We start from the raw sequence: 26,937 nt of genomic DNA, 5'->3' as shown, positions 1-26,937 counted from the left end.
GGTCAGCGGTCAGGGGCGGGGAGCAGCTCCCAGGTCTCCGGGTGAGGCACCGGCACCGGACGGTGCTGATCGGCTCGCCGAGGTGGCGGGCTGGTGTGGCGTTGTCCTCCCGTGGCGTCCGGGTTCTCCGGCGGTGCCCCGACGGCGGCGCCCACCTTGACCGGCCAGCCGCCGGTGGAGTGGTGGGGCACGTCCGGCAGGGCCCCCGGAGCGTCCCAGGGTTGTCCGGCCCGGCGCGCGGCCGCTGCCTGACGGTCACGGCGCAGCCAGGCCCGCCACTGCTCCCGGGTGCTGTCCAGATAGTCGGGGTCCGGCAGGGTCTCCGGGCGATGCAGGTCCCAGGCGCGGATGGCCTGCAGGCTGATCGCCTTCGGCCCGGTCCGCCGGGTGGTCCCCTCGATCAGCATCAGCCGCGCGGAGAAGAGCATCTCACCGGTCTGGTGCTGGGCCTCGGTGAAGAAGGAGGCGTCGATGCAGCCGGTGCCGTCATCCACCGAGATGAACACCACCCGCTTGCCCGAGCGCATGGGCGGGGTCTGGGTGGCCACCCGGACCCCGGCGACCAGCACCCGGGACTGGGAGCGCAGCGAGAGCAGGTCCTCTGCGGCGGTCACCCCCAGGGCGTCCAGGTAGGGACGGTGGGACTCCATCAGGTGGGCACTGGTGTCCATGGCGGTCAGGTCCAGTTCGGTGCGCACCTGCTGGTCCCGGCTGGGGCTGGGGAACATCGGGGTGAGTGCGGCGGTCTCGGTGTCCGGCAGTGCGAAGGAGAGCTGTCCGTCCACCTGCCGACTGCCTGCCCGGCGGCGGCGGCCGTTCGGATGGTGGCCCAGCGGAGCCGAGCTGCCGGTGCCGGCGTGCTGCAGCTCCAGGTGGTGGACCAGGTCTGTGCGGGAGGCCCCACCGGGCGGCAGCAGACAGTCCAGGGCTCCGAGCTGGGCGAGCCGCTCCAGGTTCCTGCGGGTGGGCCGGGCACGGTCACGCACATCGGCCAGGGAGGTGTAGGGCTGGCCGGCCACCAGACGCTTGATCTCGGTGCCACTCAGCCCGGACATGCTGGTGAAGGCCATCCGCACGCCCCACCGGCCCTGGCCGCCGTCGGGAAGCTCCGGGTGGGAGGGCACCCACTCCAGACGGAAGCGGTCCGTGGAGGCGTTCACATCCACCGGGAGCACCGGGATGCCCATGCGGCGGGCCTCGGCGACCATCAGCCGCCGGGGATACATGCCGGGGTCGTGCTCGAAGATCCCGGTCAGGAACGCCTCCGGATGGTGGGTCTTGAGCCAGGCGGAGTGGTAGGTGGGCACGGCGAACGCGGCGCCGTGGGCCTTGCAGAAGCCGAAGGAGCCGAAGGCGTGCAGGGTCCCCCAGACCTCGTCGATCACCTCCAGCGAGTAGCCGCGGGCCAGGGCCTCGCGCCGGAAGAAGGCCTCCACGCCCTGCTCCCCCGGCCCGCCGATCTGCCGGCGGAACTCGTCGGCTTTGGCCAGCCCACACCCGGTCATCACATCGAACATGCGCAGCACCTGCTCGTGGAAGACGGTCACCCCATGGGTCTCGGCCAGCACGGGTGCCAGGTGCGGATGGGGGTAGCGGGTCATCCCCCAGCCGTGGCGCTGCTCCAGGAAGGGGCGGACCATGTCCGACTGCATGGGGCCGGGGCGGAACAGGGAGATGTCGATGATCAGATCGTTGAACTCCACCGGGGCCATCTTCCCGATCAGCTCGCGCTGGCCGGGCGACTCGATCTGGAAGCAGCCCAGGGTGTGGGTGGTGCGGATCATCTCATAGGTGGCCGGGTCATCCAGTGGCACCTGCTCCAGGTCCACCTGCTCGCCCGTGGTCCGTTCGATCTCCTGCAGGGTGTAGGCGATGGTGGACTGCATGCGAACCCCGAGCACGTCCAGTTTGAGCATGCCCATGGGGTCCATGTCGTGTTTGTCGAACTGGCTCATGGGCAGCCCGATTCCTGAGGGCTGGACGGGGGTGCGGTCCAGCAGGGTGGCATCCCCCAGGATCACTCCGCAGGGGTGCATGGAGATGTGCCGGGGCAACCGGTCCAGGCGCTCGGTCAGGTCCACCAGCAGGTCCAGCTGCTGCTGTCCCTGTCTGCGCCCGGACTCCACGCGGTCGGAGAAGCCACGCAGCTCCGGCATCCGGTCCATGGCCTCGCGGAAGCTGGACGCGGAGAAGCGCCACATCTGCTTGGCGATCCCGTCCACCTGGTCCGATTCCATCCCCAGAGCCAGCCCGGCATCCCGGACCGCTCCGCGCACCCGGTACCCGTTCTGCATGCTCATCAGGGTGGTGCGCTCGGCCCCGAACCGCTCGAACATGGCCCGGTAGACCTCGTGCCGGCGGGCTGACTCCACGTCCACATCGATGTCCGGCAGCGTGGAGCGGTCTTGGGAGAGGAAGCGCTCGAAGATCAGCTCGTGCTCCAGGGGGTCCACGTTGGAGATGCGCAGCACGTGGTTCACCAGGGAGGAGGCGCCGGAGCCGCGCGCTGAGACACGCACCCCCATGCCCTCGATCATCCGCACCACCTCGGCCACGGTGAGGAAGTAGCTGGCGAAGCCGAGCCGTTCGATGATGCCCAGCTCGTGCTCCATCCGCTGCTCCAGCTCCCGCCCCTCATGGGTGGCGGCGAACCGTCCGCCGCTGACCAGGTGCGGGTACCGGGCACGGGCGCCGGCCAGGGAGCGATTCCTCAGCTCGCGCTCCGGCGCGCCGCTGATGCCGATCACGGAGGCTTCTGGCACCACCGGACGCATCCAGCCCAGGTCCGGCCCCGGATCCATCCTGCAGAGATCGGTCAGCTCTGCGGTCTGCTGCAGCAGCTCCTGCACGGCATCGGCTCCCTCTCCGGAGTCCCTGCCGATCTCCCGGGCGATCTGCTCCATGGCGGCACCCGGTTTGAGCCAGCCCTGCCCGTTGGGCTGGAGGTCGTCCAGAGCCTCCAGGGAGCTCAGGGTGCGTGCCGCGTCCAGCACGTCCGCGGTGGCGGCTCCGTCCGGCGCGGCATAGCGCACGGCGTTGGTCAGCACGGCCGGCACACGCGTGTCCCGGCTGGCCCGCAGCATCCGCACGGCATGCGCGGTGGAGAGCCGCTGCCCGGGTGGGGACAGATGGGAGACCACCTCCACCCTCAGCGACCCGGCGGGCAGAACAGCCTTCCACCGGCGCAACAGGGTCCGCCCCTGCGTGTAGCGGCGCGCGGCCATCGCCTGCCCCACCTCGGAGCCGGGCCCCACCAGGACATAGAGCAGCGGTTCGGCGGGGTCCTCACCGGAGGCGCGCGCGGCCAGTTCGGCCACCCTGACGTAGGGAGACCCGCCTGCCGAACCCCCGGTGGTGTGGGCGTGGGCATCGGAGATCAGTCGGCACAGGGCACGGTAGCCCGCCCCGTCGCAGCCACCCCGGGCCAGCACCACCACCCGACCGGCAGGATGCTGCGGAGCATGGCCCGTCACCGGAACAGCCACCTGACCGTCTGGACCGACGCCGTCCCACGCCACTGCCAGATCCACACCGACCACCGGGGCCAGCCCGGCGTTCAGACAGGCCTGGACGTGCTTGGCCATGCCATAGAGCCCGTCACGGTCCGTGCAGGCCAGGGCGTCGGCACCGTCCGCCGCAGCGGCCTGGGCCAGCTCCTCCGGCCAGGACACTCCGTAGTGCGCGCCGAAGGCACTGGCCACATGCAGATGCGTGAACCCGGCCCCGGCACCCATCAGGCGCTCTCCCGCAGGTCCTGCCGGACGGCGTCGTGGATCTGGATCAGCCGCCACCGTCCGGAGTCCAGGTGGTGGGAGATGTCCAGGGTGAGCAGCGGCGAGCGGGGCGCACGGGCCAGACGGACCTGCACCCGCCAGACCTCGTGGTCCACCAGTCCGGCACCGCGTCCGCGCTCGGCTCGGCGCTCCTCCGCCCACCACCGGCGCCGCTCGAACCAGCGCACCGGTTCAGCGGCCACCACATACGTGCGCCCGTTCCACTCCAGCTGCTCCGGCACTCCGGCCGAGGATCGGCCGACGGCCACCGACTGTGTGAAGACTCCCATGAGATGTGTTCCTGCCCTCTGACGTTCTGTCCTCCCCGCCGCGGGGATGCGACGGGGTGTCCAGGTCCACGGGCTGCAGGTCGGCACCGTCTGGGAAGGAACGGTCCGAGCAGCACCGGTGACCCGGCTTCAGGTGGGACGCGCGCGACACGCCGGACGGGAAGTGCGTGACGACTGCGCCCCACCATGGTATTCGAACATCTGTTCGATCACCAGTCAGGACAGTAGGCAGGGGCCCGGACACGTTAAGCGCGGAGGCGTCACGGTGCAGCGCCTTGTCCTGTCCGGCCGATCCTCTACGGTGTCGCCATGCCCGCTCTGCACGATGTCCATGACCCTCTGGTCGCTCGCACCTGCGTCCTGCTGCTCGACGCCGTCGAGCTGCTCCACCGGCGCGGACTCCACCAGGTCCGGGCCCTGCCCTACATGGCCCCGTCCGGCATGTACTGGCGGTGCGAGGTCAGCGCCGGCCAGTCGGATCCCCGCACCGGAGAAGCCCGGACGGTGCGCTACACCATGGGCGACGGCCCGGAGCTCCCCGGCCTCCGGGTCACGGCGAGCACCACCACGGCCCAGGTGGCTGATGCACTGCATCACGCCGTGGGCGCCCCCTCACCGGAGGCGAGCGATCCGGCCTACACGCGCTGGTATGCCGAGCTCCTGGCGGCCTGCCGGGAGCATCAGGCGCTGCCGGTGGCGTTCTCCGACTCCTGGGGTCCGGTGGACGGATGGGAGATCGGCTGGAACTCCGGCGTCCTCCATCCGCAGCCGCCGGAGCGGGAGCACCCCGCGCGGCGTCCAGAGGAGAGGGCCTGATCGTCACGGCCGCCCGGTCACAGCAGCGTGCCCTGCTCCTCGGTGAGCGGCTCGATCAGATCGGGCCCATTGTTCCGCACAGTGCCCACCGCCGGGTCCACCTCATGCAGGGTCCACTCGGCGGCGGTGCCGTAGGCCCGGGCCAGCACCAGGTCCACGAGCTCCTGGGCCTGAGCGGCCGATCCCAGCTTCTCCGGCCGCAGCCACTCATCCATGGTGGCCCGATCCATGGGCAGGGGAAGCCGGTCGTGCAGTCCGTGCAGTCGATCCAGGGTCTCGTCCCCGCTGCCGGCCTCGGGAGACGGGCCGGTGAGGATGGTGCAGCTGAGCACCCACTGGCCGGGCTCCCCCTCGGCCACCGCAGGGTCCCGCCACCACTCGTAGAGACCGGCGAAGAACGTCATCGCCCCGTCCGCACGGTGCACGTAGAAGGGCCGCTTCCGAGCGGCCTTGCCGTCCGGCCCCTTCTCTCCGGGTCCGGGCTTGAGCCACTCGTAGTAGCCGTCCACCGGGATCGCACAGCGCCGGGCCCTCACGGCCGATCGGAACGTCGGCTTCTCCGTCACGGTCTCTGAGCGCGCATTGAACGCACGCACCCCCACGGAGAGGTCCTTGGCCCAGATCGGCACCAGACCCCACCGGGCCACGTGGACTTCTCGCCGCACCTGCGGCGCTCCGGATGCCTGAGGCGAGGGGCCGTCGTCGGGACCCTGGTCCGGGTCCACCGGGCGCTCCAGCACCACCGTCACATCAGCGGTGGGCGGGACGTTCCAGCTCGGCGGCGGCAGCACCAGCTCCTCCTCCGGAGGCAGCGCACCGGCCTCGGCCACCAAGTCCCCGATGGCCCGGGCCATCACGAATCGTCCGCACATGCCACCAGTGTGCCACCGTCAGTCGGTGCCGGCCTCCGGGTCCACCACGCCGATCGCCACCGCCAGGTCCTGCCAGCTCATGCCCACGCCCTTGAACACCCGGGGGCGCGAGGTGTCCGCCTCCACGGCGCCGGTGACCACGTCCTTCAGGTCCACCAGGTCGGCCTCGGCCAGGGCACCCTCCTCGATCGCCATCACCACATCACCGGCCTCCCGCAGGGCCGTCTCCCGGTCCTCCACCACCACCTGGGCACGGCCCATCAGGGTGGCGTCCAGCTCGCGGCGGTCCGGCTCATGCGAGCCCATGGCCACCACACAGGCGGTGTCCGGGACCAGAGATCCGTCGAACAGCGGCTCACCTGCCGAGGTGGTGCAGGCGATCAGGTCAGCGCCGCGCACCTCCTCGGCGTCGCCGGCCCGCGCAGACATCCCCTGAGAGACGGCGTGCTCGACGGCGGCCGTCACCTTCTCCGGTGACCGGCCACAGATCACGACGTCGGTGAAGTCACGGATCGCTGCCAATGCGTCCAGGTGCCCCAGGGCCTGCAGGCCGGTCCCGAAGACGACCAGCTTCTGCGCGTCCCGCGCGGTCAGGTGATCCGCAGCCACGGCGGAGACGGCAGGGGTGCGCAGTGCTGTCAGCCCGTTGCCCTCCATCAGTGCCTGCAGGCTCAGGGTCTCGGAGTCCATCAGCACGTAGGTCGCCTGGATCCGGGGCAGCCCCCGCTCCGGGTTGTCCGGGGAGACCGAGGCGACCTTGGTGCCAGCCCAGTCACCCAGGACCGAGGGCATGAGCAGCAGGTGTCCGGTCTGGGCCGGGACGTTCATCCGGGCCGGATCCTGCTGGGGATCGAACCCGGACTGCAGGGCAGCCTCCACCAGACGGCGGGCCCGATCCACCGGCACCGCCTGCTCCACCTGCTCGGCACTGAACCAGGCTGGGCCAGCACCCCCGCCGCCCAGGCGCCGGGCGTCGTCGTGCCCTGCTGCCTGAGGTGCGTGGGGAGCTGACTGGTCGGAATGCTGAGGGGTGGTCATGCAGGTCCTCCTGGAGGTGATGAAAACGGATGAGATGGTGCCGATGACGGCGATCAGGCGCCAGTGCCGCCAGCCGCCGTGGGGATGCCGGCAGCCTCGTCAGCGGCGGCCTCCTTGCGGGCGATCGCCGGGGCGAAGAACACGGCGATGATCGAGATCGCAGCGGTCAGCAGGATGTACAGGGCGATCGAGACCCAGGCGCCGTTGAACTCCTGGAGCAGGAAGGTGGCGATCAGCGGTGCCGTTCCGCCGGCCAGTGCCGCGCCGATCTGGTAGCCCAGGGTGACGCCGGTGTAGCGGACGCGGGCGGAGAAGATCTCCGAGCACAGGGTGCCCAAGGTGGCGGTGACCGGAGGCCAGACCACACCGAGGCCGATGATCACGGCGGCGAACACCGCCCAGTCCTGCTGCAGGTCCAGCAGGAGGAAGAACGGGAACGCGAACGCGGCGATCAGGATGGCGCCGGTGAAGTACACCTTGAACCGACCCACGCGGTCCGAGAGGGAACCCATGATCGGGATCATCACCGTGGACAGTGCCGCGCCGGCCGTGACGGCGTTGAGCGAGACGGACTGCTGGTAGCCCAGGTTCCCGGTGGCGTAGGAGACCACGAAGGTGGCGAAGATGTAGAACGGGGCGGTCTCCACGACCTTCACGCCCACTGCCACGAGCACAGCACGCCAGTGGTGCTTGAGGGTCTCGGCGATGGGCAGCTTGGGGATCTCCCCGGACTCCTTCGCCTTCTTGAAGTGCGGGGTCTCCCCCATGCCACCACGGATCCACAGGCCCACGATGACCAGCAGGATCGAGGCGATGAACGGGATGCGCCAGCCGATGCCGGTCAGGAACTCCTCACCGAACATGGACACCAGGGCGAACGCGGCCGAGGCCAGCAGCATGCCGATGGTGATGCCCATCTGCGGCACCGAGCCGAAGAATCCACGTTTCTCCTTCGGTGCGTACTCGTAGGCCAGCAGCAGCGCGCCACCCCATTCACCACCTATCGCCAACCCCTGCAGGATCCGGCAGACCACCAGCAGGATCGGCGCCAGGATGCCGACCTGGTCGTAGGTGGGCAGCAGGCCGATCGCCACGGTGGCCCCGCCCATCAGCGACAGGGTCACCACCAGGGTGACCTTGCGGCCCACTCGGTCCCCGAAGTGCGAGAAGACGATGCCACCGAGCGGACGGATGAAGAACGTCAGCGCGAGGGTCAGGTAGGACAGCATCTGGGATACGTAGGGGTCATCCGTGGGGAAGAACTGCTTGTTGAAGATCAAGGCCGAGGCGGTGGCGTAGAGGAAGAAGTCGTACCACTCGATGGAGCTGCCCGCCAGGGATCCGGAGAGGACCCGGAGGTTCGTGGTCGGCTTGCCCACTTCGGGGGCTTCGCCCGGACCGGCTGGCGTGTGCTGTCCTGGAGAAGTCTGCGCCCGGGAGTGCCCCGGTGTCTGATGCTGCTGTGGTGCGTTCACTGTCGTTCCCTTCGTGAGTGACCTGCACCACAGTACAATGTTACATGTTCCGGTGCCAGAGCAGCCGGACATCAGGAGGACGGCACCGTCGGGCGAACCTCTCAGCCGATGCCTGGCTCATCCTCGCCCGCCCACACCCCGGACACATGACCGAGGTGGGCGTTCATCAGCTCCTCCATCTGCACGCTGTCACGCGCTGCCAGCGCCCGGACCATCTTCCGGTGCTCCTCGGCGGTCTCCACCAATCGGCCTTCGGCGGCCAGGTCCTTCAGTCCGGTCAGGCGGGTCATGGAGCGCAGGGACCGCACATGCCGAACGGCCACCTCATTACCGGCCGCCTCCAACAGACCCAGGTGCAGATCCATGTCCGTCCGGATGAACTCGACCAGGTCCCCCGCGGCGGCGGCCTCCACGGACTGGTCAGCCAACTCCTGAGAGCGTCCCAACAACCCCTCGTCCACGCCCCGCTCAGCCACCTGGACCATCAGTGGCACCTCGATCAGCCGGCGCAGCTGCAGGATCTGACGCCGTGTCTCCTCAGAGACCTCGATGACGCGGTAGCCCTTGTACCGGATCGGATTCACATGCCCCTCGGTGGCCAGGTCCAGCATCGCCTCCCGGACCGGCGTGGCCGAGACCCCGAACTCTGCCGCCAGGGTGGGCGCGCTGAGCACTTCCCCCGGACGCAGGTCGCCGGCCACCAGAGCATGCCGCAGCCGCGCGGCCACCTGGTCCCTCAGCGGCAATGACCGCTGTTCGGCCAGCCGCAGAGGCTCGCGTCCTGCGTGGCTCATCTCCGCTCGATCCATGCCACCAGTGTGCCGCACCCTGGACCCGGCACGGTTCGGCCCAACCACCTGCCATGTGATGGACTGGTCACTGCAGACCCCCACAACGTGCCCGACGACGGCGCCTCACCTTCGGTGTGACGGTCGCCTTCGCCCGTGGTGCAGGACAGGAGCAGAACCGTGCCTCAGACCGTGCGTGGCGTGATCGCCATGGAGAAGGATGCCCCGGTGAGCATCCAGGAGATCGTGATCCCCGATCCTGGGCCCGGAGAGGCCGTGGTGGACATCCTGACCTGCGGGGTGTGCCATACCGACCTGCATTACGTCCAGGGTGGGATCGGGGATGAGTACCCGTATCTGCTGGGCCATGAGGCCACCGGAATCGTCTCCCTGATCGGTGAAGGCGTCACCGAGGTCGCAGTCGGTGACAAGGTCATCCTGAACTGGCGTGCCGTGTGCGGTGAGTGCCGGGCCTGCGCCAAGGGGCAGCCTCAGTACTGCTTCGACACCCACAACGCCACCCAGAAGATGACCCTGGCCGACGGCACCGAGCTCTCCCCGGCACTGGGCATCGGCGCGTTCTGTGAGAAGACCCTGGTCGCGGCCGGCCAGTGCACCAAGGTCGAGGGCGTCACCGAGGACCAGGACGCCGCCGTGGGCCTGCTGGGCTGCGGCATCATGGCCGGCATCGGGGCGGCCATCAACACCGGAGCCGTCCAGCGCGGCGAGTCCGTGGCCGTCATCGGCTGCGGCGGCGTCGGAGCAGCCGCCATCGCCGGCGCGTCCCTGGCCGGGGCCACCACCATCATCGCCGTGGACCTGGACCCCAAGAAGCTCGAGGCCGCCCAGAAGCTGGGTGCCACCCACACCATCGACTCCAGCCAGACCGACCCGGTCGAGACCATTCGGGAGCTGACCGGAGGGTTCGGCGCCGATGTGGTCATCGACGCCGTGGGCCGGCCCGAGACCTACACCCAGGCCTTCTACGCCCGGGACCTGGCCGGACGAGTCGTCCTGGTCGGCGTGCCCACTCCAGAGATGACCCTGGAGCTGCCGCTGCTGGATGTCTTCGGCCGCGGAGGGTCGCTGAAGTCCTCCTGGTACGGGGACTGCCTGCCCTCCCGGGACTTCCCCATGCTCGTGGAGCAGTACCGACTGGGCCGGTTGGATCTGGATGCCTTCGTCACGGAGAGGATCTCCCTGGACCAGGTCCAGGAGGCCTTCGGCACCATGGCCTCCGGCGACGTGCTGCGCTCGGTGGTGGTCGTCTGATGGCACGCATCGACCATCTGGTCACCTCCGGCACCTTCTCCCTGGACGGGGGGACGTGGGAGGTGGACAACAACGTGTGGATCATCGGCGGCGCCGAGCACTGCGTGGTCATCGACCCCGCCCACGATGCCCGCGCCGTCTGGCGCAAGGTCAACGGACGCCAGGTCCAGGCCATCCTGCTCACCCACGGCCATGACGACCACATCCGCGCGGCCATGGACTTCCGGGAGCTCGTGGACGCCCCCGTGCTGCTGCACCCCGAGGACCGGATGCTCTGGGACGCCGTCTACCCCGACCAGGGACCGGACGGGACCCTGACCGACGGCGAGACCTTCACCATCGCCGGCACCGATCTGCACGTGATCCACACCCCCGGCCACTCCCCCGGCTCGGTCTGCTTCCACGCACCCGATCTGGACGGCGGCACGCTGTTCTCCGGAGACACCCTCTTCCAGGGCGGCCCCGGGGCCACCGGCCGGTCCTACTCGGACTTCGACACCATCATCGACTCCATCCGCACCCGGCTGCTCACCCTGCCCGAGCACACCGTGGTCCACACCGGACATGGAGACGACACCAGGATCGGAGACGAGGAACCCCACCTGCAGGAATGGATCGAGCGCGGCCAGTGAACCGACCGCGCGTCGTGCTGCTCGGCGGCGCGTCCGGGGCGGGCAAGTCCTACCTGGCGCGCCGCCATGGGCGTCCTCACCTTGAGCTGGACGCCTACTACCACGAGATCTCCGACGACGGCCGAAGTGGCGTGCACTTCCCACGCACCCCTTACGGAGAGATCGACTGGGATGACCCACGCACCTGGAACCTGCAGGCGGCTGTGGATGCCTTGGTCGAGCTGATCGAGACGGGCCGCACGCGCATGCCCGACTACTCCATCACCACCTCATCGGTGGTCGGCAGCACGACCCTGGAACTGGGCACAGCGGATTCCTCTGCCGCCACGGTGAGGCCGGGACAGTCCGCAGACCTGATCGTGGCGGAGGGTGTCTTCGCGGATGTGGCCGCGCAGCCCCTGCGGGCGGCCTGCGCCGACCTCGGCGTGCGTGTGGACGCGTACTACATCGACCAGAACACCTTGACCACGGCCACCCGGCGGTTCGCCCGGGATGTGGCAGAGCGGCGCAAGCCGATCCCCTTCCTGGTCCAACGAGGCTGGGCCCTGGCACGCTCGGAACGCAGGAGCAGAGCACGACACCTGGGCGCGGGCTTCGTCCCCGTTCCCAAGTCCCGCCTCCGCGCGGGCATCCCCGAGCCGTGATGTTCTCAGGGACTGAGCTGCCGGTGTTCCTCTCCAGCCGGTGACGGCGGAACCAGTGTGGCCAGATCCTCGAAGTCCAGACCGCGGTGTGGCCCCAGCCGGTCCCGCAGTCGATCGATCACGGTCTGGACCTCCACCGGAGGCTCGGTCCCGGCAGCGGCTCGGGCCTGGTCCGCAGCCCCAGCTGTCTCCGGATCCCAGTCCAGTTCCAACGCCGCATACACGGCCATCAGGACTGCCTGGATGGGCCCAGGATCCTGGATGACCCAGGAGGAGGAGAACAGCCACGCCCCGGAGACCGCACGCTGGGCGGTGCCGATCAGCTTCACCGGGCCACCGTGCGGTCTGTTCCCGTGCACCGAGTACTCGCCCGGGCAGTACTCCCCCGCGATCTGCCCGATCTCAGCGTCCACGCCCGCATCGGCAAGGACCTGACGGTACAGCCCCGCGAAGGATCGGAATCGTTCACGGGATCCGAGCACGGCGTCCGGCTCCGCCTGCAGGTGGTCCACCACCAAGGACCCCTGGTGGTACGCGGCTGCCCGTCCACCGGCTTGACGGACCACCGGCGTGAAACCATGGGCCAGGCAGGCCTGCCGTGCGGCCTCGAATCCGGGCAGTCGGACATCGCGCTGACCGAAGGCCACTGTCGGCTGGGGACGGTAGACCCGCACCAGCGGCCCGCTCAGTGTTCCGGACTGCAGGGCCCGCAGCAGCCTCACGGAATAGTCCAGGTCCCCCACAGCGCCCAGGCTTCTGGTCTGCACACACCAGGTGACCGGCTCACCCCAGGTGAGGGGTCCGTCGTCGGGAATCTGGGTCTCCTTCACGGGGTGGAGGGGATCCTGCGGATGGTCTGGATCTGTTCCGAGCGTCCGAACGGACCGTGGACATCGTGCAGAACGGCGGAGGTCAGGCCCACTCCGTCTGGACCCACGTTCGAGGTGGTCTGCAGACCCAGATGCTCGCCCGCAGGGAGGCGATGAAGATGGATCTGCAGATCCACGTTGGCGAAGCTGTGCCCACCCGGCCCGGCCTCGAGGACGGGTGCCACGCCGTTGGCGGTGTCCACCATGCCGACCAGCTTCACGAGCGGGTCCGTCTGCTCGCCCTCGACCATCGGGTACGGGTTGGTCAGCCAGGTGCGCCCGTGTCCGGGCGCGTGGTCCTCCAGCGCCGAGACCTCGACGGAGTCGATGTACCCGCCGGGCCACCGGCCCATCTGCGGGTACGGCACGGCGGCGTCGGGGCCGGGCATCAACGGATCATGGCGTGTGCTGACCGAGGACGTGTCCGAGGTGGCCAGACGCCAGGCCCTTCCCACCAGACACGGCCTGCCCCGGCTCACCATGACCGCCTCCACGAGCTCAATGGTCCGCCCGGGGCGGATGGTGGTGGTGACCACGTCGAACTCCTGGCCGTGGAGGGTTCCGAGGATCTCGAAGTTCAGACGGGCGATGCGCAGGTCCTCGCGCCGCTGATGGGCCATGATTTCAGCGGTGAGCAGCCCGCTCACCGGAGCCATGTGCTGCTCCTCTTCCCGCCAGGCGCCCTGCGTGTGCACGGTCGGGTGGAATCTGGAGCGTGAGGGCCCGTCGGAGCGGATCTCCTCGAGCCGGACGTAGTAGGCCTCCGCAGAGGCCCAGTGCGCCGCCGTCATCGACGGGGTCCGGAGCGGCCCATCGTCAGGTAGGCCAGAGGACCGAGGAAGTTGACGAAGCTCGCCACCGCCCAGGCCGCCTTGGGACCGCGGACCCGCTCGGCCGGTCGGCGTGCCAGGTCCACCAGGGCCACGCCCTGCAGGGCGATCTGGGCTGTGGCGACCGCCACGATGCCGGCACGGGCCGCGGGGCTGAGGTCGGCCCACCACCGACGAGTGTCATGTCTCTGATCCATGCGCTCCATCCTGCCAGACCGGCGCCCCTCGGAGGCGTCACCGGGTGTGCGTCGCGATCACCTTGGTCTTGGACACCCCGGCGGCGTTCTGCGACTGCAGCGACCACTGCGTCCTCGTCCCCTCAGCCACATCGAACCGGCCACGCACCCAGTCCCCGCCCAGGGTCGCCGTGCGCTCCCACGGGCCGTAGTCCGACGTTCCGGCCGGAGCCACCCGACGCCGCACCACATACCGCTCGGCACCCTCACCCGGCAGCCACGTCACCGTCAGCCGTCCCGACTCCCACACCTGGTCGCGAGGGGTGACCATCCCCGGCGGCTGCAGCCGCTCCGGACGGTCGTGGGTGGCGATCACCTTGGTCTTGGACACCCCGGCGGCGTTCTGCGACTGCAGCGACCACTGCGTCCGCGTCCCCTCAGCCACATCGAACCGCCCACGCACCCAGTCCCCGCCCAGGGTCGCCGTGCGCTCCCACGGGCCGTAGTCCGACGTTCCGGCCGGAGCCACCCGACGCCGCACCACATACCGCTCGGCACCCTCACCCGGCAGCCACGTCACCGTCAGCCGCTCCGACTCCCACACCTGCGAGACCGGGGTCACCATCCCCGGGATCTGCACCTGCCCGGGGGGTCGGTACTCACCGTGGGTGCGGATCGCGGCGTCCACGGTGGCGCCCACGCTGCTGCGGATCTGCGGGAGCTGCGCCTCCAGGTACGGCCCGGGGCATTCGGTGGCGTTGGTGGTGCTGTGGCCCAGGATCGTGTGGACCGTCACCTGCGTGCCGCTGGTCCACCGCGCGGTCCCCTTCCCGCTCTGGGTCAGGACCACCTTCGCCGTGGGGTCCACGTCGTAGCGGTAGGCCTGCCAGGCCAGGACTCGCTTCATCGCGTCGACCATCGCGGTCGGCGGGGCGGCCCCGGCCGAGGAGTAGTCGAACCGGCCCATGCCGGACACGCCGATCGTGTCCGTGTTGAATCCTCCGGCCTGCGCGCCGATGACCGGCGCCTCGATGGCGCCTCGCCGCCCCTCGTAGATCACCCCGTAGCGGTCCACCAGGAACTGGTAGCCGATGTCGCCCCACCCCAGGGTGGCCGCGTGGTACCGGTGGATGCCGCGGATCTGCTCGTACGCCCCGGCCCGCGTGTAGTTGTTCGACCCTGCGGTGTGGTGGATGTACATCGCCTTGAGGTCCTTCGAGGGGGATCCCCAGTCCAGGGTGATCGACTCGTCGGCCCCCCACTGCTCACGCGTGACGATGGCGGGCTTGAGGACGGACTCGTGGTTCGTGGTGGTCGCCAGCGGCTGCACGGTGTGGGACGCCAGGACGGCGCGCACCGGCTCCTCGCCCGTCTGCTGCGCGGTGGCCGCTGATGCGGTCTGGGCTTGGCCGGCCCTGTCCTCGATGCCCTCCAAATGGGGCGATGCGGGAGACGCAGGAGCCAGCTGGCCGTCCGTCGCCGCAGTGCCCGGATCGATCAGCTGCAGGTCCAGTCCTTCCGGGACCTCGCCGTCGACCGTGGAGACACGGACCTGGACGGCATCCCCACCGCTGGAGACCAGCGGCTCGGTGCCCACACGGGTCAGCCCGGGCCGCTCATTGCCGTCATGGATCTCCAGACTGGTCCATTCGGTCCACTCAGCGTCCTCTCGCACTCGCACGGAGACATCCGTCACCTGGCCGGCGCCGCTGATGTCCCAGGTGACACCGCCGACCACGAAGTCGATGGTCTCCACCGGATCCGTCAGCACGGCCACCTGTGCGGGATCCCCGGCGGGGGCGTCGATGGCGTCGGCCAGGGAGGAGGCCGTCAGGTCCTCGGCCTCGGGAACCGCGTCGATCGACGGCGACTCCACGCCTTCGGTGGCCCTGGCCGCCAGCTCCGGGGCCGCCTCCGGCACAGCCTCGGGCGCGATGCCGGCCAGCGCGACCGTCTGGTCCTGCTGACCGGTCACCGCAGACGCGGACTGGCCCTGGCCGCCCGGGTCCCCCACGAGAGCCTCCTCGGACGGGGACGATGCCACCGCGGCCGCGGCCGCGGTCTCCGTGGGGGCCGGTGCGGCGACCGCTGCCGGCAGGACGGTGGTGGCGACGATCACGGACAGCGCGGCGGCGAGGCCACGGTGGAGCGCAGGATGGGCATCCCTGGACATATGACATTCCCTCAGCTGGTGCGGTGCGTAGGCGAAGACAGACATGACCCCCCCGTGACAGGGTAGCAACTGCCGACGCCTCAGGGTGCCGCCGCGTCGTGTTCGCCCCGCCCGGCGACGCTCGGACCCGTCGACGCGACGACGCCGGCCCCTCGGAAGGAGCCGGCGTCGTGCACAGCGGGGATTCACGGGAGCACCGTGACCGGGGTCAGAAGTCCCAGTCGTCGTCCTCGGTGTTGACGGCCTTGCCGATGACGTAGGACGAGCCGGAGCCGGAGAAGAAGTCGTGGTTCTCGTCCGCGTTCGGGCTCAGCGCGGAGAGGATCGCCGGATTCACATCGGTCACCGTCGAGGGGAACATCCCCTCGTACCCGAGGTTCATCAGGGCCTTGTTCGCGTTGTAGTGCAGGAACTTCTTGACGTCCTCGGCCAGGCCCACCGCGTCGTAGAGATCGTGGGTGTACTGGACCTCGTTCTCGTACAGCTCGAAGAGCAGCTCGAAGGTGTAGTCCTTCAGCTCCTGCTGGCGTTCAGCCGACTCCTTCTCCAGGCCGCGCTGGTACTTGTAGCCGATGTAGTACCCGTGGACGGCCTCATCACGGATGATCAGACGGATCAGGTCGGCGGTGTTCGTGAGCTTGGCGTGGGAGGACCAGTACATGGGCAGGTAGAAGCCCGAGTAGAAGAGGAAGGACTCCAGGATGGTGGAGGCCACCTTCTTCTTGAGCGGATCGTCGCCGTGGTAGTAGTCCAGGATGATCTGGGCCTTCTTCTGCAGGTTCTCGTTCTCCTGCGACCAGCGGAAGGCGTCGTCGATCTCTCGCGTGTTCGCCAGCGTGGAGAAGATCGACGAATAGCTCTTGGCGTGCACCGACTCCATGAAGGCGATGTTGGTGTACACGGCCTCTTCGTGGGTGGTCAGCGAATCGGGGATGAGCGAGACCGCGCCGACCGTCCCCTGGATGGTGTCGAGCAGGGTCAGGCCGGTGAAGACCCTCATGGTGAGCGTCTTCTCCTCCTCGGTGAGCGTGGCCCAGGACTGGATGTCGTTGGACAGCGGCACCTTCTCAGGCAGCCAGAAGTTGGAGGTGAGACGGTTCCAGACCTCGACGTCCTTGTCGTCCTGGATCCTGTTCCAGTTGATCGCCTCGACGTGGTCCAGTGTCTTGACCGCTTCGGCCATGATGAGTCCTCACTCTGCTGTGCAGTGCTCGATGCAGGGTTGCGTGCTGTGGTTCGGGGGTGGTGCCCGGCGGCGGCATGCCAGAAGCACGCCGCCGCCGGAGTCGGTGGTGGTCAGAGGGCGCCGACCACAGTCGGGGTCAGAGCATGCAGGAGACGCAGCCCTCGACCTCGGTGCCCTCCAGCGCGAGCTGACGCAGCCGGATGTAGTAGATCGTCTTGATGCCCTTGCGCCAGGCGTAGATCTGCGCACGGTTCAGGTCACGCGTGGTGGCGGTGTCCTTGAAGAACAGCGTCAGGGACAGGCCCTGGTCCACATGCTGCGTGGCCGCGGCGTAGGTGTCGATGATCTTCTCGTAGCCGATCTCGTAGGCGTCGTCGTAGTACTCCAGGTTCTCGTTCGAGAGGAAGGGAGCCGGGTAGTAGACGCGACCGAGCTTGCCCTCCTTGCGGATCTCGATCTTCGAGGCCACGGGGTGGATGGAGGACGTCGAGTTGTTGATGTACGAGATGGACCCGGTGGGCGGGACCGCCTGCAGGTTCTGGTTGTAGATCCCGTGCTCCATCACCAGGGCCTTCAGCTGACGCCAGTCGTCCTGTGTGGGGATCTGGACCTCGGACTCGGCGAAGAGCTCCGCCACGCGGGCGGTGGCCGGAGCCCACTCCCGCTCCGTGTACTTGTCGAAGAACTCTCCGGAGGCATAGGTCGAGTCCTCGAACCCGCCGAAGCGCTGCCCGGTCTCCTGGGCGATCAGGTTGGAGGCGCGCAGGGCGTGGAACAGCACCGTGTAGAAGTACATGTCGGTGAAGTCGATGCCCTCCTCGGATCCGTAGTGGACCCGCTCCCGAGCCAGGTATCCGTGGAGGTTCATCTGACCCAGACCGATCGCATGGGAGGAGGAGTTCCCCCGCACGATCGAAGGCACCGAGTTGATCTCCGACATGTCGGACACCGCGGTCAGAGCACGGATCGCCGTCTCGATGGACTGACCGAAGTCCGGCGAGTCCATGGTCTTGGCGATGTTCATCGAGCCCAGGTTGCAGGAGATGTCCTTGCCCACATGGGTGTATCCCAGGTCGTCGCCGAACTCGGAGGCCTCGGAGACCTGCAGGATCTCCGAGCAGAGGTTGGACATGGTGATCCGGCCCTTGATGGGGTTGGCGCGGTTGACGGTGTCCTCGAAGACCACGTACGGGTACCCGGACTCGAACTGGATCTCCGCCAGCGTCTGGAAGAACTCGCGGGCGTTGATCTTGGTCTTCTTGATCCGCGCGTCGTCCACCATCTCGTAGTACTTCTCCGTCACGGAGATCTCGGTGAACGGCACCCCGTAGACGCGCTGCACGTCATAGGGGCTGAACAGGTACATGTCCTCGTTCTTCTTGGCCAGCTCGAACGTGATGTCCGGGATGACCACGCCCAGGGACAGGGTCTTGATGCGGATCTTCTCGTCCGCGTTCTCCCGCTTGGTGTCCAGGAAGCGGTAGATGTCCGGGTGGTGGGCGTGCAGGTACACCGCTCCGGCGCCCTGGCGGGCCCCGAGCTGGTTCGCGTAGGAGAAGGAGTCCTCCAGCAGCTTCATGACCGGGATGACGCCGGAGGACTGGTTCTCGATCTGCTTGATCGGTGCGCCGTGCTCGCGGATGTTCGTCAGCGACAGGGCCACACCGCCGCCCCGCTTGGACAGCTGCAGGGAGGAGTTGATGCCCCGGGCGATCGACTCCATGTTGTCCTCGATGCGGAGCAGGAAGCAGGACACCAGCTCACCGCGCTGGGCCTTCCCGGCGTTCAGGAAGGTGGGGGTGGCCGGCTGGAAGCGCCCGCCGATCATCTCGTCCACCAGGTGGGTGGCCAGCGCCTCGTCGCCCCGGGCCAGGTGCAGGGCCACCATGCAGACCCGGTCCTCATAGCGCTCCAGGTAGCGCTTGCCGTCGAAGGTCTTCAGGGCGTAGGAGGTGTAGAACTTGAACGCGCCCAGGAAGGTCGGGAAGCGGAACTTGGCCTTGTAGGCGCGGTCGTAGAGGCCATGGATGAACTCGGTGGAGTACTGCTCCAGGGTCTCACCCTCGTAGTACTGGTGCTCCACCAGGTAGGCCAGCTTCTCGTCCAGATCATGGAAGAACACGGTGTTGGTGTTCACGTGCTGCAGGAAGTACTGCCGCGCCGCGGCGTGGTCCGCTTCGAACTGGATCCGCCCGTCCGGACCATAGAGATTCAACATGGCGTTCAGCTCGTGGTAGCCGAGGTTCTGCCAGGCATCCGGCATCTGCTTGGCAGAGCGGATCATGTCCTGTTCGGTCAGCGTTGCTCCCAAAACCGTTCCAATCCTTCTCGGACGGCCACGACATCCTCAGCCGTGCCCATCAATTCGAATCTGTACATCAGGGGCACACCGCACTTGGCGGAGACGATGTCCCCGGCCAGGCAGTAGGCCTCATAGAAGTTGGTGTTTCCTCCGGCGATCACGCCCTGGATCAGGTCCCTGTTGGCCTTGACGTTGAGGAACTTGATCACCTGCTTGGGCACCGCGCCCTTGCCGTCTCCCCCGCCATAGGTGGGCAGCACGAGCACGAACGGCTCGGTGGCCAGCAGCGTGGGCTCCTTGGTCATCAGCGGCAGCCGGGCAACCTGCTCGGCGGCGAAGCCCAGCTTGCCGACGAAGCGGTGGGTGTACCCGGATGCCGAGGAGAAGTAGATCAGCCGAGCGGACACCTGCCGGGGCGATTCGGCCTCGGCGGTGTCCGTTGTCCTCTCGACCAGGGCTGACCTCATGTCCGAGCCTTCGGTGATCAGGCCACCGAGGCCGCTGCCGACTGGGCGAGCTCCTCGATCTTGTCCGGACGGAATCCGGACCAGTGGTCGGCATCGGTGATGACGACCGGGGCCTGCATGTAGCCCATGGCGCGCACGCGCTCGAGCGCCTCGGCATCCTGGGACATGTCCACGGACTGGTAGGCGATGCCCTTCTTGTCCAGGGCGCGGTAGGTCGCGTTGCACTGGACGCAGGCCGGCTTGGTGTAGACGGTGACGGTCATGGTCGCTCCTCTGTGGTGCTGGAGATGACGGGGTCCGCCATGCTCCGTGGTTCACGGTGTTCGGGAAGTCTGTGGGGCCGGCTGCAGGTGTTCACGGGAAGTCCTGGAGCCACGGCCACTGAGGGCCGCTTGCTCGAATAGATACTACATCTTGGGATCGAGGAGTGGTGCGACCACAAGATGATGTGCTTACAAGTGTGTCATTCTGTCCCCGCTTCGTCCACAGGCCACGAGCCGAGGTGTGGACGGGCCAGCAGTCGCTCGATGGCTCAGAACCCACGGGATCACGCGGCACGGACACGCGAGGTCCGACCGAGGCCCGGCCGCCGTCCACAGGTGTGGAGAAGACTGGTGCGAGGTTGTTCACAGCATCGGCGAATCTCGCCGACGGGCGTGTCGCCCGGCGCGTCGTCGTCTCAGGGACGAGCCGGGTCCAACACCGCATCCAGATCGAAGAAGGGGTCCAGGAACCCTCGCCCGGCCAGGTCACGGTCGAAGGTGAGCCCGTCCAGATTGATGCGTGCCTGACGCAGATAACCCTCGTGCCGCTGCATCCAGTGCGGGGTGGAGGTGTCCACCCCGTAGAAGAACTGGAAGCCGGCATCCTGGAGCAGCTCGTACTTGGGCCCTGAATAGGGCGGGACGCGCGAGATGTCGGCGCCGAACGGATAGATCAGGTGGTGGGTCTCCCCCACGACCGGCTGGACTTCGGCGGCCCAGAGATCGGTGTCACGACGCATCCGGTCCATTCCCGAGGTCGTCATGCTCAGGTGGCCCCAGGAATGGGAGGCGAAGACCCACCCGTCCTGCTTCAACGCCTCCTCCACCTGGGTCGCCTCGGCCTGTTTGGCTGCGATGTCGGGGTCGTCGGAGTACTCCGACTCGGAGGTCCGGTGCCCCAGCACCCCGTTGTATCCGGTCACCGCCAGGATCCCCTTGGCGCCCCGGTAGGACAAGTCAGGGTGCTCGTCCACGAAGCGGTCGACCACGGGCACCACGTCATAGGCGCCGCGGTGCTCGTTGCCCTCCGCGTCGATGTAGGTGTTGGTGACCGAGCCGTCCTCGTCCAGGACCAGGCTGCGGGCGAAGCCGTCCTGCTCCATGTACTCGTAGTAGTTCACATCGTCCTGGGAGAGCACGAGCGGCTTCTTCCCTGGCGGCAGATGGATGTCCCGATACTGCATCTGCCCGTCCGCGTCCAGCGCTGCGATGTCGTCTGGACTCACCAGCACGAAGTCGTTGGCGTGCAGCTGTTCCAGGATCGCCTCGAACTCCTTCAGGGTGACCATGTAGTCCAGATAGCCCTGCTGCATGTGGTCACCGTCGAAGGCCCGCTCCGGATCCACGATCAGCGAGTGGACGAATACATGGGAGATCGCCCCGTTGTCCTCCCAGACCACCGTCTCAGCCTTGCCAGCGGCGGCCTGGTCGCGCAGCTCTTGGGCCTCGCCGGAGTCGATGCCCTCCAGAGTCTTGACGGCGGCATCGTAGTCATAGCTGGCCACCTGGAAGCGTGCGGACTCCACGGCAGCCGCACGGCGCTGCTCCTCCTGCTGGGCGGCCTGCTCCTCGGCGGAGGGAGCGGACGGACTGGCTCCCTCCGAGGAGGGACCACTCTCGCACGCCGTCCCGGCCACCAGCGTGGCAGCCAAGATCCCGGTCAGGACGAATCGCCGTGTGTCCATGGTCCCCTCCTCGTCGGAACTGCGGTGCCGGCTCACGCCAGCTGTCCGCGCTCAGGCATCAGCCTCTCACTGGGCGTCGTTCCAGGACCAGACGTCGTCGCCTCGCAACGTGGCGTCAGCGCCGCCGTCGCAGTAGATGACCTGTCCGGCCAGGTGGGTGTTCTCCTCGCTGGTCAGCCAGGCCAGCAACGTGGCGATCGACTCCGGAGGCTGGTGGTAGTTCAGGGGCATGGGCACGTGGGAGTCCACCATGGCCCGGCTCTCCTCGGTCGCCAGCAGCTGCTGGGTCATCGGGGTCAGCACGGTCCCCGGCGCCACGGCGTTGAGCGGGATCCCCGCGCCGGCCCACTCCGGGGTGATCGAGGCCCGGCGCACCCACCGGGACAGTGCCCGCTTGGACGAGGGGTACACCGCATACCCGGCTTGGGGGCCCTGGTCGGCGAAGCTCTGGGCGATCTCGAGTCCGCGGGCCTCGTCCCCCGCCAAGGCGGCCTCCACCATCTCCGGCGAGTTGGGCTGCAACGAGGCCATGGAGGACACGACGGCGGCCCGCGGGTGGGGTGCCGCAGCCAGGGTGGGGCGCAGGGCCTCCAGGAACTCGACGACGCCGAAGTAGTTCACCGACAGGGTGGCCGGGACCGGAGCCGAGATGCCGGCACAGGCGATCACGGCGTCCACGGAGCCCCCGGACAGTTCCACGGCCTGCGCAGCGGCGTCCTGGCGGCCCTGCCGTGTGGACAGGTCGGCCTGGACGTCGGCGTCCTTCAGGTCGACGCCGATCACCCGCTGTCCACGCTCACGCAGCAGTGCCGCGGTGGCAGCACCGATCCCTGAGGCCGAGCCGGTGATCACAGAGGTCCTGGTCATGATGAGTCCTTCACTCGCGGCGATGGTCTGCACTCATCCTGTCACCCCTGAGCTCAGGGGTGATCCAGGGCCGCCAGGGTGTCGCGGACCTCCGGCAGATAGTCCTGGTCACCGGCGATCTCCAGCTGATCACGCAACCGGGTCAGCCACTGCCGTCCGGCGTCGCGGTCTCCCAGGGCCACCAGATGTCGTCCGAGGTGCAGGGTCCACAGCCAGACACCCTCCTCGTCTCGGTCCCGCAGGGCCCGACGGCGAGCGTCGTGGAAGACCTGCGCGGCTCGATCCGGCTGTTCGGAGGCCACGGCCGCCTCCGCCAGGTCCAGCACGATCTCATCGATCAGCGCCGGCTGATCCGTGAACTGGTCCGCATGGGCTGAAGCACAGGCCAGGGCTGCGTCCAGACGCGCCACCGCATCGGTGTGCCGCCCCCTCAGGGTGGAGATCTCGCCGGCGAGCACCAGCGAACGGACGTGCAGGGGCACGTCCTCCCCGGGGTGGGCCTCCAGCTCGCGCACCGCGCGGTCGATCAGGACTGCGTCCTCATCCAGCCTCTCGGGACGGGACTGGACCTGGTCGCCGACGAGGTCCAGGCCCTGGTCGACCTCGAGCTCAGCCTGCTCCACCCAGACCGCGGCCTGAAGGAGTCGGTCACCGTCCCGTCGGGCCCAGTCCTGGATCCGGCCAAGCGCCGAGTGGGCACTGTCGGCATCTCCGATCGAGGTCAGCAGTCCGGCCAAATGGAGTTCCAGGCGTCGAGCCGTCTGCTCCTGGTCGGCGGACTCGTAGGCGGTCACCGCCTGGCGGTACAGTTCGGCGGCGGCCACCAGGCTGCCCTCGTCCTCCAGGTCGGCGGCCGCCTCCCACAGCTCCTCTGCCAGACCGGCTGGATCAGGGAGCTCGCTGGGCGCAGTCACCGGTTCAGGCCTCCGAGGCGGCGCGCTGGGTGGCTTCGTCGAACTCGGTCTGCCCACGGTCACCGGTGAGCATCTTGTAGGTGACGCCGGCGATCAGTGCGCCCACGATCGGGGCGACGATGAACAGCCACACCTGCGACAGCGGCTCAGGACCGGCGAACCAGGCGACGCCGAGGGAGCGGGCCGGGTTGACGGAGGTGTTGGACACGGGGATGGAGATCAGGTGGATCAGTGTCAGGGCCAGACCGATGGCCAGGGGCGCGAAGCCCTTGGGCGCGTGAGTGGAGGTGACGCCCAGGATGACCCAGATGAACACCGTTGTGAGGATGATCTCGATCAGCAGGACGGCCACCAGAGAGTAGCCGCCGGGTGAGAGGTCCCCGAAGCCGTTGGTGGCGAAGCCGGATTCGACGGCGTTGAAGCCCGGTGCGCCGGAGGCGATGACGAACAGCAGTCCGCCGGCCACGGTTGCCCCGAGGATCTGGATCAGGATGTAGGGCAGCACGGCGGCGACCTCGACACGACCGGCGACCCAGAGACCCAGCGTCACGGCCGGGTTGAAGTGACCGCCGGAGATGTGGCCGAGCGCGTAGGCGCCGGTCACCACGGTCAGTCCGAAGGCCAGGGCGACGCCCAGCCAGCCGATGCCGACCGGGAACCCGGCTTCGGTCATGGCGGTGGCAGCCAGCACGGCCGAGCCGCAGCCGCCGAACACGAGCCAGAAGGTGCCGAGGCCCTAGGCCCAGAGTCGATGCATCATGGTGGGCTTCATCAGGGATGACCTTTCCAGAGGTGCGAGGAGGGACGTCGAGGCCCAGGGCACTCTCCCAGACCCGGCACAGCAGTAGGGCCCGGATCCTGGTGGATCCGGGCCCTGCTGGGTCTCAACGAGACCTGCGGTGGAGGTAAGGGGATTCGAACCCCTGACCTTCTGCATGCCATGCAGACGCGCTACCAACTGCGCCATACCCCCGCGTTTCTGCGACCTTCCGGCCGAAGCAACTCATTCAGAGTACACACGCTCTGGGGACCGTTGCAAATCGACGAGCTGTGGTCCCTGTCACTCGCTTCGGCGCCTCTCTCAGACGTTGTAGTCGGCAATCCTCCAGGAGGTCTGCCGGCCCCCTTCATGGCCAGGATCCCGCTCGCCGAACTCGCCCTCGAGGACGATCATCCGACCGTTCTGGAGTCGCTCCAGGGAGGCGTAGGAGGCGGCTGCGGACTGTCCCTCCCCCACCAGCAGCGCGGTGGCCGCGCGCAGACATCCACCATGGGCGACCACCAGCACCTGCTGATCGTCGTGCTGGCACCACTGCGTCGGCGTGCTCGCCGAGATCAGTCCCCGCAGGGTGCGGATCACGCGCAGGCCGGCCTGCCCAGGGGTCTCCCCGCCCACGGGGCCATGCTCGGGGTGGGCCGCACGCCAGGCGGCGAAGTCCTGGGGCCATCGCGCGGAGATCTCCGCGTAGGTCAACCCCTCCCAGTCTCCGCCCGCGGTCTCCATCAGCCCGTCATCCAGGGTGATGTCCAGGCCGCGATCCCTGACGGCGATCTCCGCCGTGCGTCGTGCTCGCCCCAGAGGCGAGGCGTACACGGCATGCAGGTCGGTCTCTGCCAGACGCCGCGCGGCCTCTTCGGCCTGCTGGAGCCCGGTGGCGTTCAACTCGATGTCGGTGCGCCCCTGGTATCGCTCAGCGGCATTCCAGTCGGTCTGCCCGTGACGCAGCAGCAGCAGTCTCACGCCTGGGCGGACTCCTGATCGGTGGTGCCCACCTGGTCGGTCGGTGCGGAGACGGCCTCCGGCAGCCCGAGATCGATCAGCGGGCTGTCCTTCCACAGGCGGTCCAGCGCGTAGAAGGCGCGCTCCTCATCGTGCTGGACGTGGACCACGAAGTGTCCGAAGTCCAGCAGCACCCAGCGCCCCTCGGCGCGGCCTTCCCGGCGGAGCGGCTTGAGATCGTGCTCCTCACGCAGCACATCCTCGATCTCGTCCACGATCGCGTTGACCTGCCGTTCGGAGGGAGCCGAGGCGATCAGGAAGGCATCGGTGAGGCCGATCCGCTCGGCCACGTCCACCGCCAGGATGTTCTCGGCCTGCTTCTCCAGGGCGGCGTGGGCGGCCGAGGTCAGTGCGGTCAGGGTGGTCTGGGGTACGGTCACGGGTTCTCCTGGTGGGGTGTGGTTCAGGTGAGGGTCAGGATCAGTGCGACCACCAGGGCGATCAGCCCCAGGGCCAGCCCACCCGCTGCGATCAGCAGCATCCTGCGCTCTCGTCCGACCGCCTCGGAGGCGGCCAGGGAGTCGAGTCCATGGGCGTGGGCCGCCTGCACCGGCTCGTGGCGCATGTCCGGCTCTCGCGGCTCTGAGACAGCGGCAGGGCCCGACGACGTCCCGGCGGCTGAGGCGTTCAACCGCGCCGCACGCTCGGCGAGAGCCTCCTGGCGACGCTGGATCTGCGGATCCACGACGGTGGGATCGCTGTGCTCAGACGTGGCCATGAGCTCAGCCAGCTCGGTGGCCTCCTGCGCGATCGCCGCCCGCTCGGCCTCCAGGGCGGCGGAGCCCAGAGCCTCGGGGTCAGCTGCGAGGGAGTCCAGACTGGTGACCGGCGCCTCGGCACGCCGCGCTGGAGTCGAGGATGCGGCGGGCCCTGCCTCAACGGTGTCCTGGGCCGGCGCCGGCCAGTCCGGCAGGAGTCCCTGTTCGCGCAGGCGCCGGGCCTCACGCCGGGTCCTCGGCTGGGGCACCGGGGCGATCTGCGGGACCATTCCGGTCCACGGGGTGATGTCCGTGGGTTCGGTGCTGGCCACCGGAATGTCGATGAACGCCGCCGTGGACGTGAGTCCCTCCGGAGTCCCGGCCTCGGATTCGGCTCGCCGGTGCTGCCGGTGGGAGCGCCGGGGCGGCTGCTCAGGCGTGGATGCGCTCATGCCGAGGTCTCCACGGCGGCGGTGCGCTGTCCTCGGGTGAGGTTGTCCAGGGCCACCTGATCGGACTCAGCGTCCGCGCGGTACAGACGATGCTTGGCGATGTACTGGACCACTCCGTCCGGCACCAGATACCAGACGGGCTTGCCGTCGTTGACCCGCAGGCGGCAGTCAGTGGAGGAGATCGCCATGGCGGGGATCTCCATCAGGGAGATGTCCGCGTCCCGTCCGAAGTCGTTGAGTTCATGCCCTGGACGGGTGACACCCACGAAGTGGGCGAGGTCCCAGATCTCGTCCACGTCCTTCCAGGTCATGATCTGCTCCAGGGCGTCCGCCCCGGTGATGAAGAACAGTTCGGCGTCCGGCCGCTGGGCGCGCAGGTCTCGCAACGTGTCGGCGGTGTAGGTGGGACCGGGACGATCGATGTCCACCCGGGAGACCGTGAAGCGGGGGTTGGATGCGGTGGCGACCACCGTCATCAGGTATCGGTGTTCCGCTGGGGAGACCTTTTTCCCGGCCTTCTGCCAGGGCTCGCCGGTGGGTACGAAGACGACTTCATCCAGGTCCAGCTCTGCGGCGACCTCGCTGGCTGCAACCAGGTGGCCGTGGTGGATGGGGTCGAAGGTCCCGCCCATGATGCCGAGACGGAACCGGCGCGCGGGTGCTTCGGTCACAGAG

General features: G+C 68.6%; 25 protein-coding genes, 1 tRNA gene and 1 pseudogene. 4 read left to right on the top strand and 23 right to left on the bottom strand.

The genetic code is table 11. From position 1 onward, the window contains the following. Positions 1-2: 2 nt before the first annotated feature. The gene (locus ACEXHE_RS01960) at positions 3-3,734 is read right to left on the bottom strand and encodes a DNA polymerase III subunit alpha (RefSeq protein WP_374784512.1); all 3,732 of its coding nucleotides are present in this window, start codon (positions 3,732-3,734) and stop codon (positions 3-5) included. Continuing rightward, on the bottom strand, positions 3,734-4,063 hold the full coding sequence (locus tag ACEXHE_RS01955; RefSeq protein WP_091694081.1) for a DUF6504 family protein: 330 nt from the start codon (positions 4,061-4,063) through the stop codon (positions 3,734-3,736). Before ACEXHE_RS01955 ends, ACEXHE_RS01960 begins: the two co-directional genes overlap by 1 nt. 309 nt (positions 4,064-4,372) lie before the next feature. On the opposite strand from ACEXHE_RS01955, the gene ACEXHE_RS01950 reads away from it, so the two are divergent. Further along, a complete protein-coding gene (locus ACEXHE_RS01950; RefSeq protein WP_356966211.1) occupies positions 4,373-4,879 on the top strand; it encodes a hypothetical protein in 507 nt (168 codons plus the stop codon). Between the two features lie 17 nt (positions 4,880-4,896). Here the strand turns inward: ACEXHE_RS01950 and ACEXHE_RS01945 are convergent, their stop codons facing one another. The 4 genes from ACEXHE_RS01945 to ACEXHE_RS01930 all read right to left on the bottom strand — a co-directional run bounded on the left by ACEXHE_RS01945 (position 4,897) and on the right by ACEXHE_RS01930 (position 9,073). Continuing rightward, entirely contained in the window at positions 4,897-5,751 is an 855-nt protein-coding gene (locus tag ACEXHE_RS01945) for an SOS response-associated peptidase (RefSeq protein ID WP_374784511.1), read from the bottom strand. 18 nt (positions 5,752-5,769) lie between these two features. Beyond that, the gene (locus ACEXHE_RS01940) at positions 5,770-6,789 is read right to left on the bottom strand and encodes an ornithine cyclodeaminase family protein (RefSeq protein ID WP_374784510.1); all 1,020 of its coding nucleotides are present in this window, start codon (positions 6,787-6,789) and stop codon (positions 5,770-5,772) included. Between the two features lie 53 nt (positions 6,790-6,842). After that, positions 6,843-8,264 (bottom strand): MFS transporter, encoded by a 1,422-nt coding sequence (locus ACEXHE_RS01935; protein ID WP_374784509.1) that lies wholly within the window; start codon positions 8,262-8,264, stop codon positions 6,843-6,845. Positions 8,265-8,365: 101 nt separating this feature from the next. Then, positions 8,366-9,073 carry a GntR family transcriptional regulator gene (locus ACEXHE_RS01930; RefSeq protein WP_374784508.1) on the bottom strand — a complete coding sequence of 236 codons (708 nt, stop codon included), beginning with the start codon at positions 9,071-9,073 and terminating at the stop codon, positions 8,366-8,368. A 159-nt stretch (positions 9,074-9,232) separates the two neighbouring features. Here ACEXHE_RS01930 and ACEXHE_RS01925 point away from each other — a divergent pair, with 159 nt between their 5' ends. The 3 genes from ACEXHE_RS01925 to ACEXHE_RS01915 are packed head-to-tail and all read left to right on the top strand — an operon-like array spanning position 9,233 to position 11,600. Further along, positions 9,233-10,324, top strand: a complete 1,092-nt coding sequence (locus ACEXHE_RS01925) for an S-(hydroxymethyl)mycothiol dehydrogenase (protein WP_374784507.1) — start codon at positions 9,233-9,235, stop codon at positions 10,322-10,324. Continuing rightward, positions 10,324-10,956, top strand: coding sequence for an MBL fold metallo-hydrolase (locus tag ACEXHE_RS01920; protein ID WP_374784506.1), 633 nt, complete (start codon positions 10,324-10,326; stop codon positions 10,954-10,956). The genes ACEXHE_RS01925 and ACEXHE_RS01920 overlap by 1 nt, the downstream gene beginning before the upstream one ends. Then, positions 10,953-11,600 (top strand): uridine kinase, encoded by a 648-nt coding sequence (locus ACEXHE_RS01915; protein ID WP_374784505.1) that lies wholly within the window; start codon positions 10,953-10,955, stop codon positions 11,598-11,600. The genes ACEXHE_RS01920 and ACEXHE_RS01915 overlap by 4 nt, the downstream gene beginning before the upstream one ends. A 5-nt stretch (positions 11,601-11,605) precedes the next feature. Here ACEXHE_RS01915 and ACEXHE_RS01910 read toward each other — a convergent pair whose 3' ends face one another. The 17 genes and pseudogenes from ACEXHE_RS01910 to nadD all read right to left on the bottom strand — a co-directional run bounded on the left by ACEXHE_RS01910 (position 11,606) and on the right by nadD (position 26,933). After that, positions 11,606-12,430 (bottom strand): biotin/lipoate A/B protein ligase family protein, encoded by an 825-nt coding sequence (locus ACEXHE_RS01910; RefSeq protein ID WP_374784504.1) that lies wholly within the window; start codon positions 12,428-12,430, stop codon positions 11,606-11,608. Then, a complete protein-coding gene (locus tag ACEXHE_RS01905) occupies positions 12,427-13,260 on the bottom strand; it encodes a thioesterase family protein (protein ID WP_374784503.1) in 834 nt (277 codons plus the stop codon). The genes ACEXHE_RS01910 and ACEXHE_RS01905 overlap by 4 nt, the downstream gene beginning before the upstream one ends. Continuing rightward, entirely contained in the window at positions 13,257-13,496 is a 240-nt protein-coding gene (locus ACEXHE_RS01900; protein WP_374784502.1) for a PLD nuclease N-terminal domain-containing protein, read from the bottom strand. Before ACEXHE_RS01900 ends, ACEXHE_RS01905 begins: the two co-directional genes overlap by 4 nt. 37 nt (positions 13,497-13,533) lie before the next feature. Beyond that, positions 13,534-15,648 (bottom strand): N-acetylmuramoyl-L-alanine amidase, encoded by a 2,115-nt coding sequence (locus ACEXHE_RS01895; RefSeq protein WP_374784501.1) that lies wholly within the window; start codon positions 15,646-15,648, stop codon positions 13,534-13,536. Positions 15,649-15,856: 208 nt separating this feature from the next. Further along, the gene (gene nrdF, locus ACEXHE_RS01890) at positions 15,857-16,831 is read right to left on the bottom strand and encodes a class 1b ribonucleoside-diphosphate reductase subunit beta (protein WP_374784500.1); all 975 of its coding nucleotides are present in this window, start codon (positions 16,829-16,831) and stop codon (positions 15,857-15,859) included. 139 nt (positions 16,832-16,970) lie between these two features. Continuing rightward, entirely contained in the window at positions 16,971-19,118 is a 2,148-nt protein-coding gene (gene nrdE, locus ACEXHE_RS01885) for a class 1b ribonucleoside-diphosphate reductase subunit alpha (RefSeq protein WP_374784499.1), read from the bottom strand. An 11-nt stretch (positions 19,119-19,129) separates the two neighbouring features. Next, positions 19,130-19,603, bottom strand: coding sequence for a class Ib ribonucleoside-diphosphate reductase assembly flavoprotein NrdI (gene nrdI, locus ACEXHE_RS01880; RefSeq protein ID WP_091694131.1), 474 nt, complete (start codon positions 19,601-19,603; stop codon positions 19,130-19,132). Between the two features lie 17 nt (positions 19,604-19,620). After that, positions 19,621-19,866 carry a glutaredoxin-like protein NrdH gene (gene nrdH, locus ACEXHE_RS01875; protein ID WP_091694135.1) on the bottom strand — a complete coding sequence of 82 codons (246 nt, stop codon included), beginning with the start codon at positions 19,864-19,866 and terminating at the stop codon, positions 19,621-19,623. 416 nt (positions 19,867-20,282) lie between these two features. After that, positions 20,283-21,551 (bottom strand): polysaccharide deacetylase, encoded by a 1,269-nt coding sequence (locus ACEXHE_RS01870; RefSeq protein WP_374784498.1) that lies wholly within the window; start codon positions 21,549-21,551, stop codon positions 20,283-20,285. 66 nt (positions 21,552-21,617) lie between these two features. Next, positions 21,618-22,418 carry an SDR family oxidoreductase gene (locus ACEXHE_RS01865; protein WP_356966181.1) on the bottom strand — a complete coding sequence of 267 codons (801 nt, stop codon included), beginning with the start codon at positions 22,416-22,418 and terminating at the stop codon, positions 21,618-21,620. A 53-nt stretch (positions 22,419-22,471) separates the two neighbouring features. Continuing rightward, positions 22,472-23,332, bottom strand: coding sequence for a hypothetical protein (locus ACEXHE_RS01860; protein ID WP_374784497.1), 861 nt, complete (start codon positions 23,330-23,332; stop codon positions 22,472-22,474). A gap of 4 nt (positions 23,333-23,336) precedes the next feature. Further along, a pseudogene (gene aqpZ, locus ACEXHE_RS01855) lies at positions 23,337-24,065 on the bottom strand (aquaporin Z); the annotation flags it as partial. Between the two features lie 167 nt (positions 24,066-24,232). Further along, positions 24,233-24,305 (bottom strand) — tRNA-Ala (locus tag ACEXHE_RS01850). Between the two features lie 108 nt (positions 24,306-24,413). Continuing rightward, positions 24,414-25,073: a histidine phosphatase family protein gene (locus ACEXHE_RS01845; protein ID WP_356966175.1), complete on the bottom strand. Its 660-nt coding sequence runs from the start codon at positions 25,071-25,073 to the stop codon at positions 24,414-24,416. Beyond that, complete coding sequence (gene rsfS / locus ACEXHE_RS01840; protein WP_356966173.1) at positions 25,070-25,492, bottom strand: ribosome silencing factor; 423 nt, start codon at positions 25,490-25,492, stop codon at positions 25,070-25,072. Before rsfS ends, ACEXHE_RS01845 begins: the two co-directional genes overlap by 4 nt. A gap of 23 nt (positions 25,493-25,515) precedes the next feature. Beyond that, complete coding sequence (locus tag ACEXHE_RS01835) at positions 25,516-26,262, bottom strand: hypothetical protein (RefSeq protein WP_374784496.1); 747 nt, start codon at positions 26,260-26,262, stop codon at positions 25,516-25,518. Next, positions 26,259-26,933 carry a nicotinate-nucleotide adenylyltransferase gene (gene nadD / locus ACEXHE_RS01830; RefSeq protein WP_374784495.1) on the bottom strand — a complete coding sequence of 225 codons (675 nt, stop codon included), beginning with the start codon at positions 26,931-26,933 and terminating at the stop codon, positions 26,259-26,261. Before nadD ends, ACEXHE_RS01835 begins: the two co-directional genes overlap by 4 nt. Between the last annotated feature and the right edge of the window lie 4 nt (positions 26,934-26,937).

It is taken from the genome of Micrococcus sp. IITD107, assembly GCF_041927415.1.
GTDB classification, from domain to species: domain Bacteria; phylum Actinomycetota; class Actinomycetes; order Actinomycetales; family Micrococcaceae; genus Citricoccus; species Citricoccus terreus.
The sequence above is the reverse complement of the archived record's forward strand: the minus strand, read 5'-3'. Positions and strand labels throughout refer to the sequence as shown.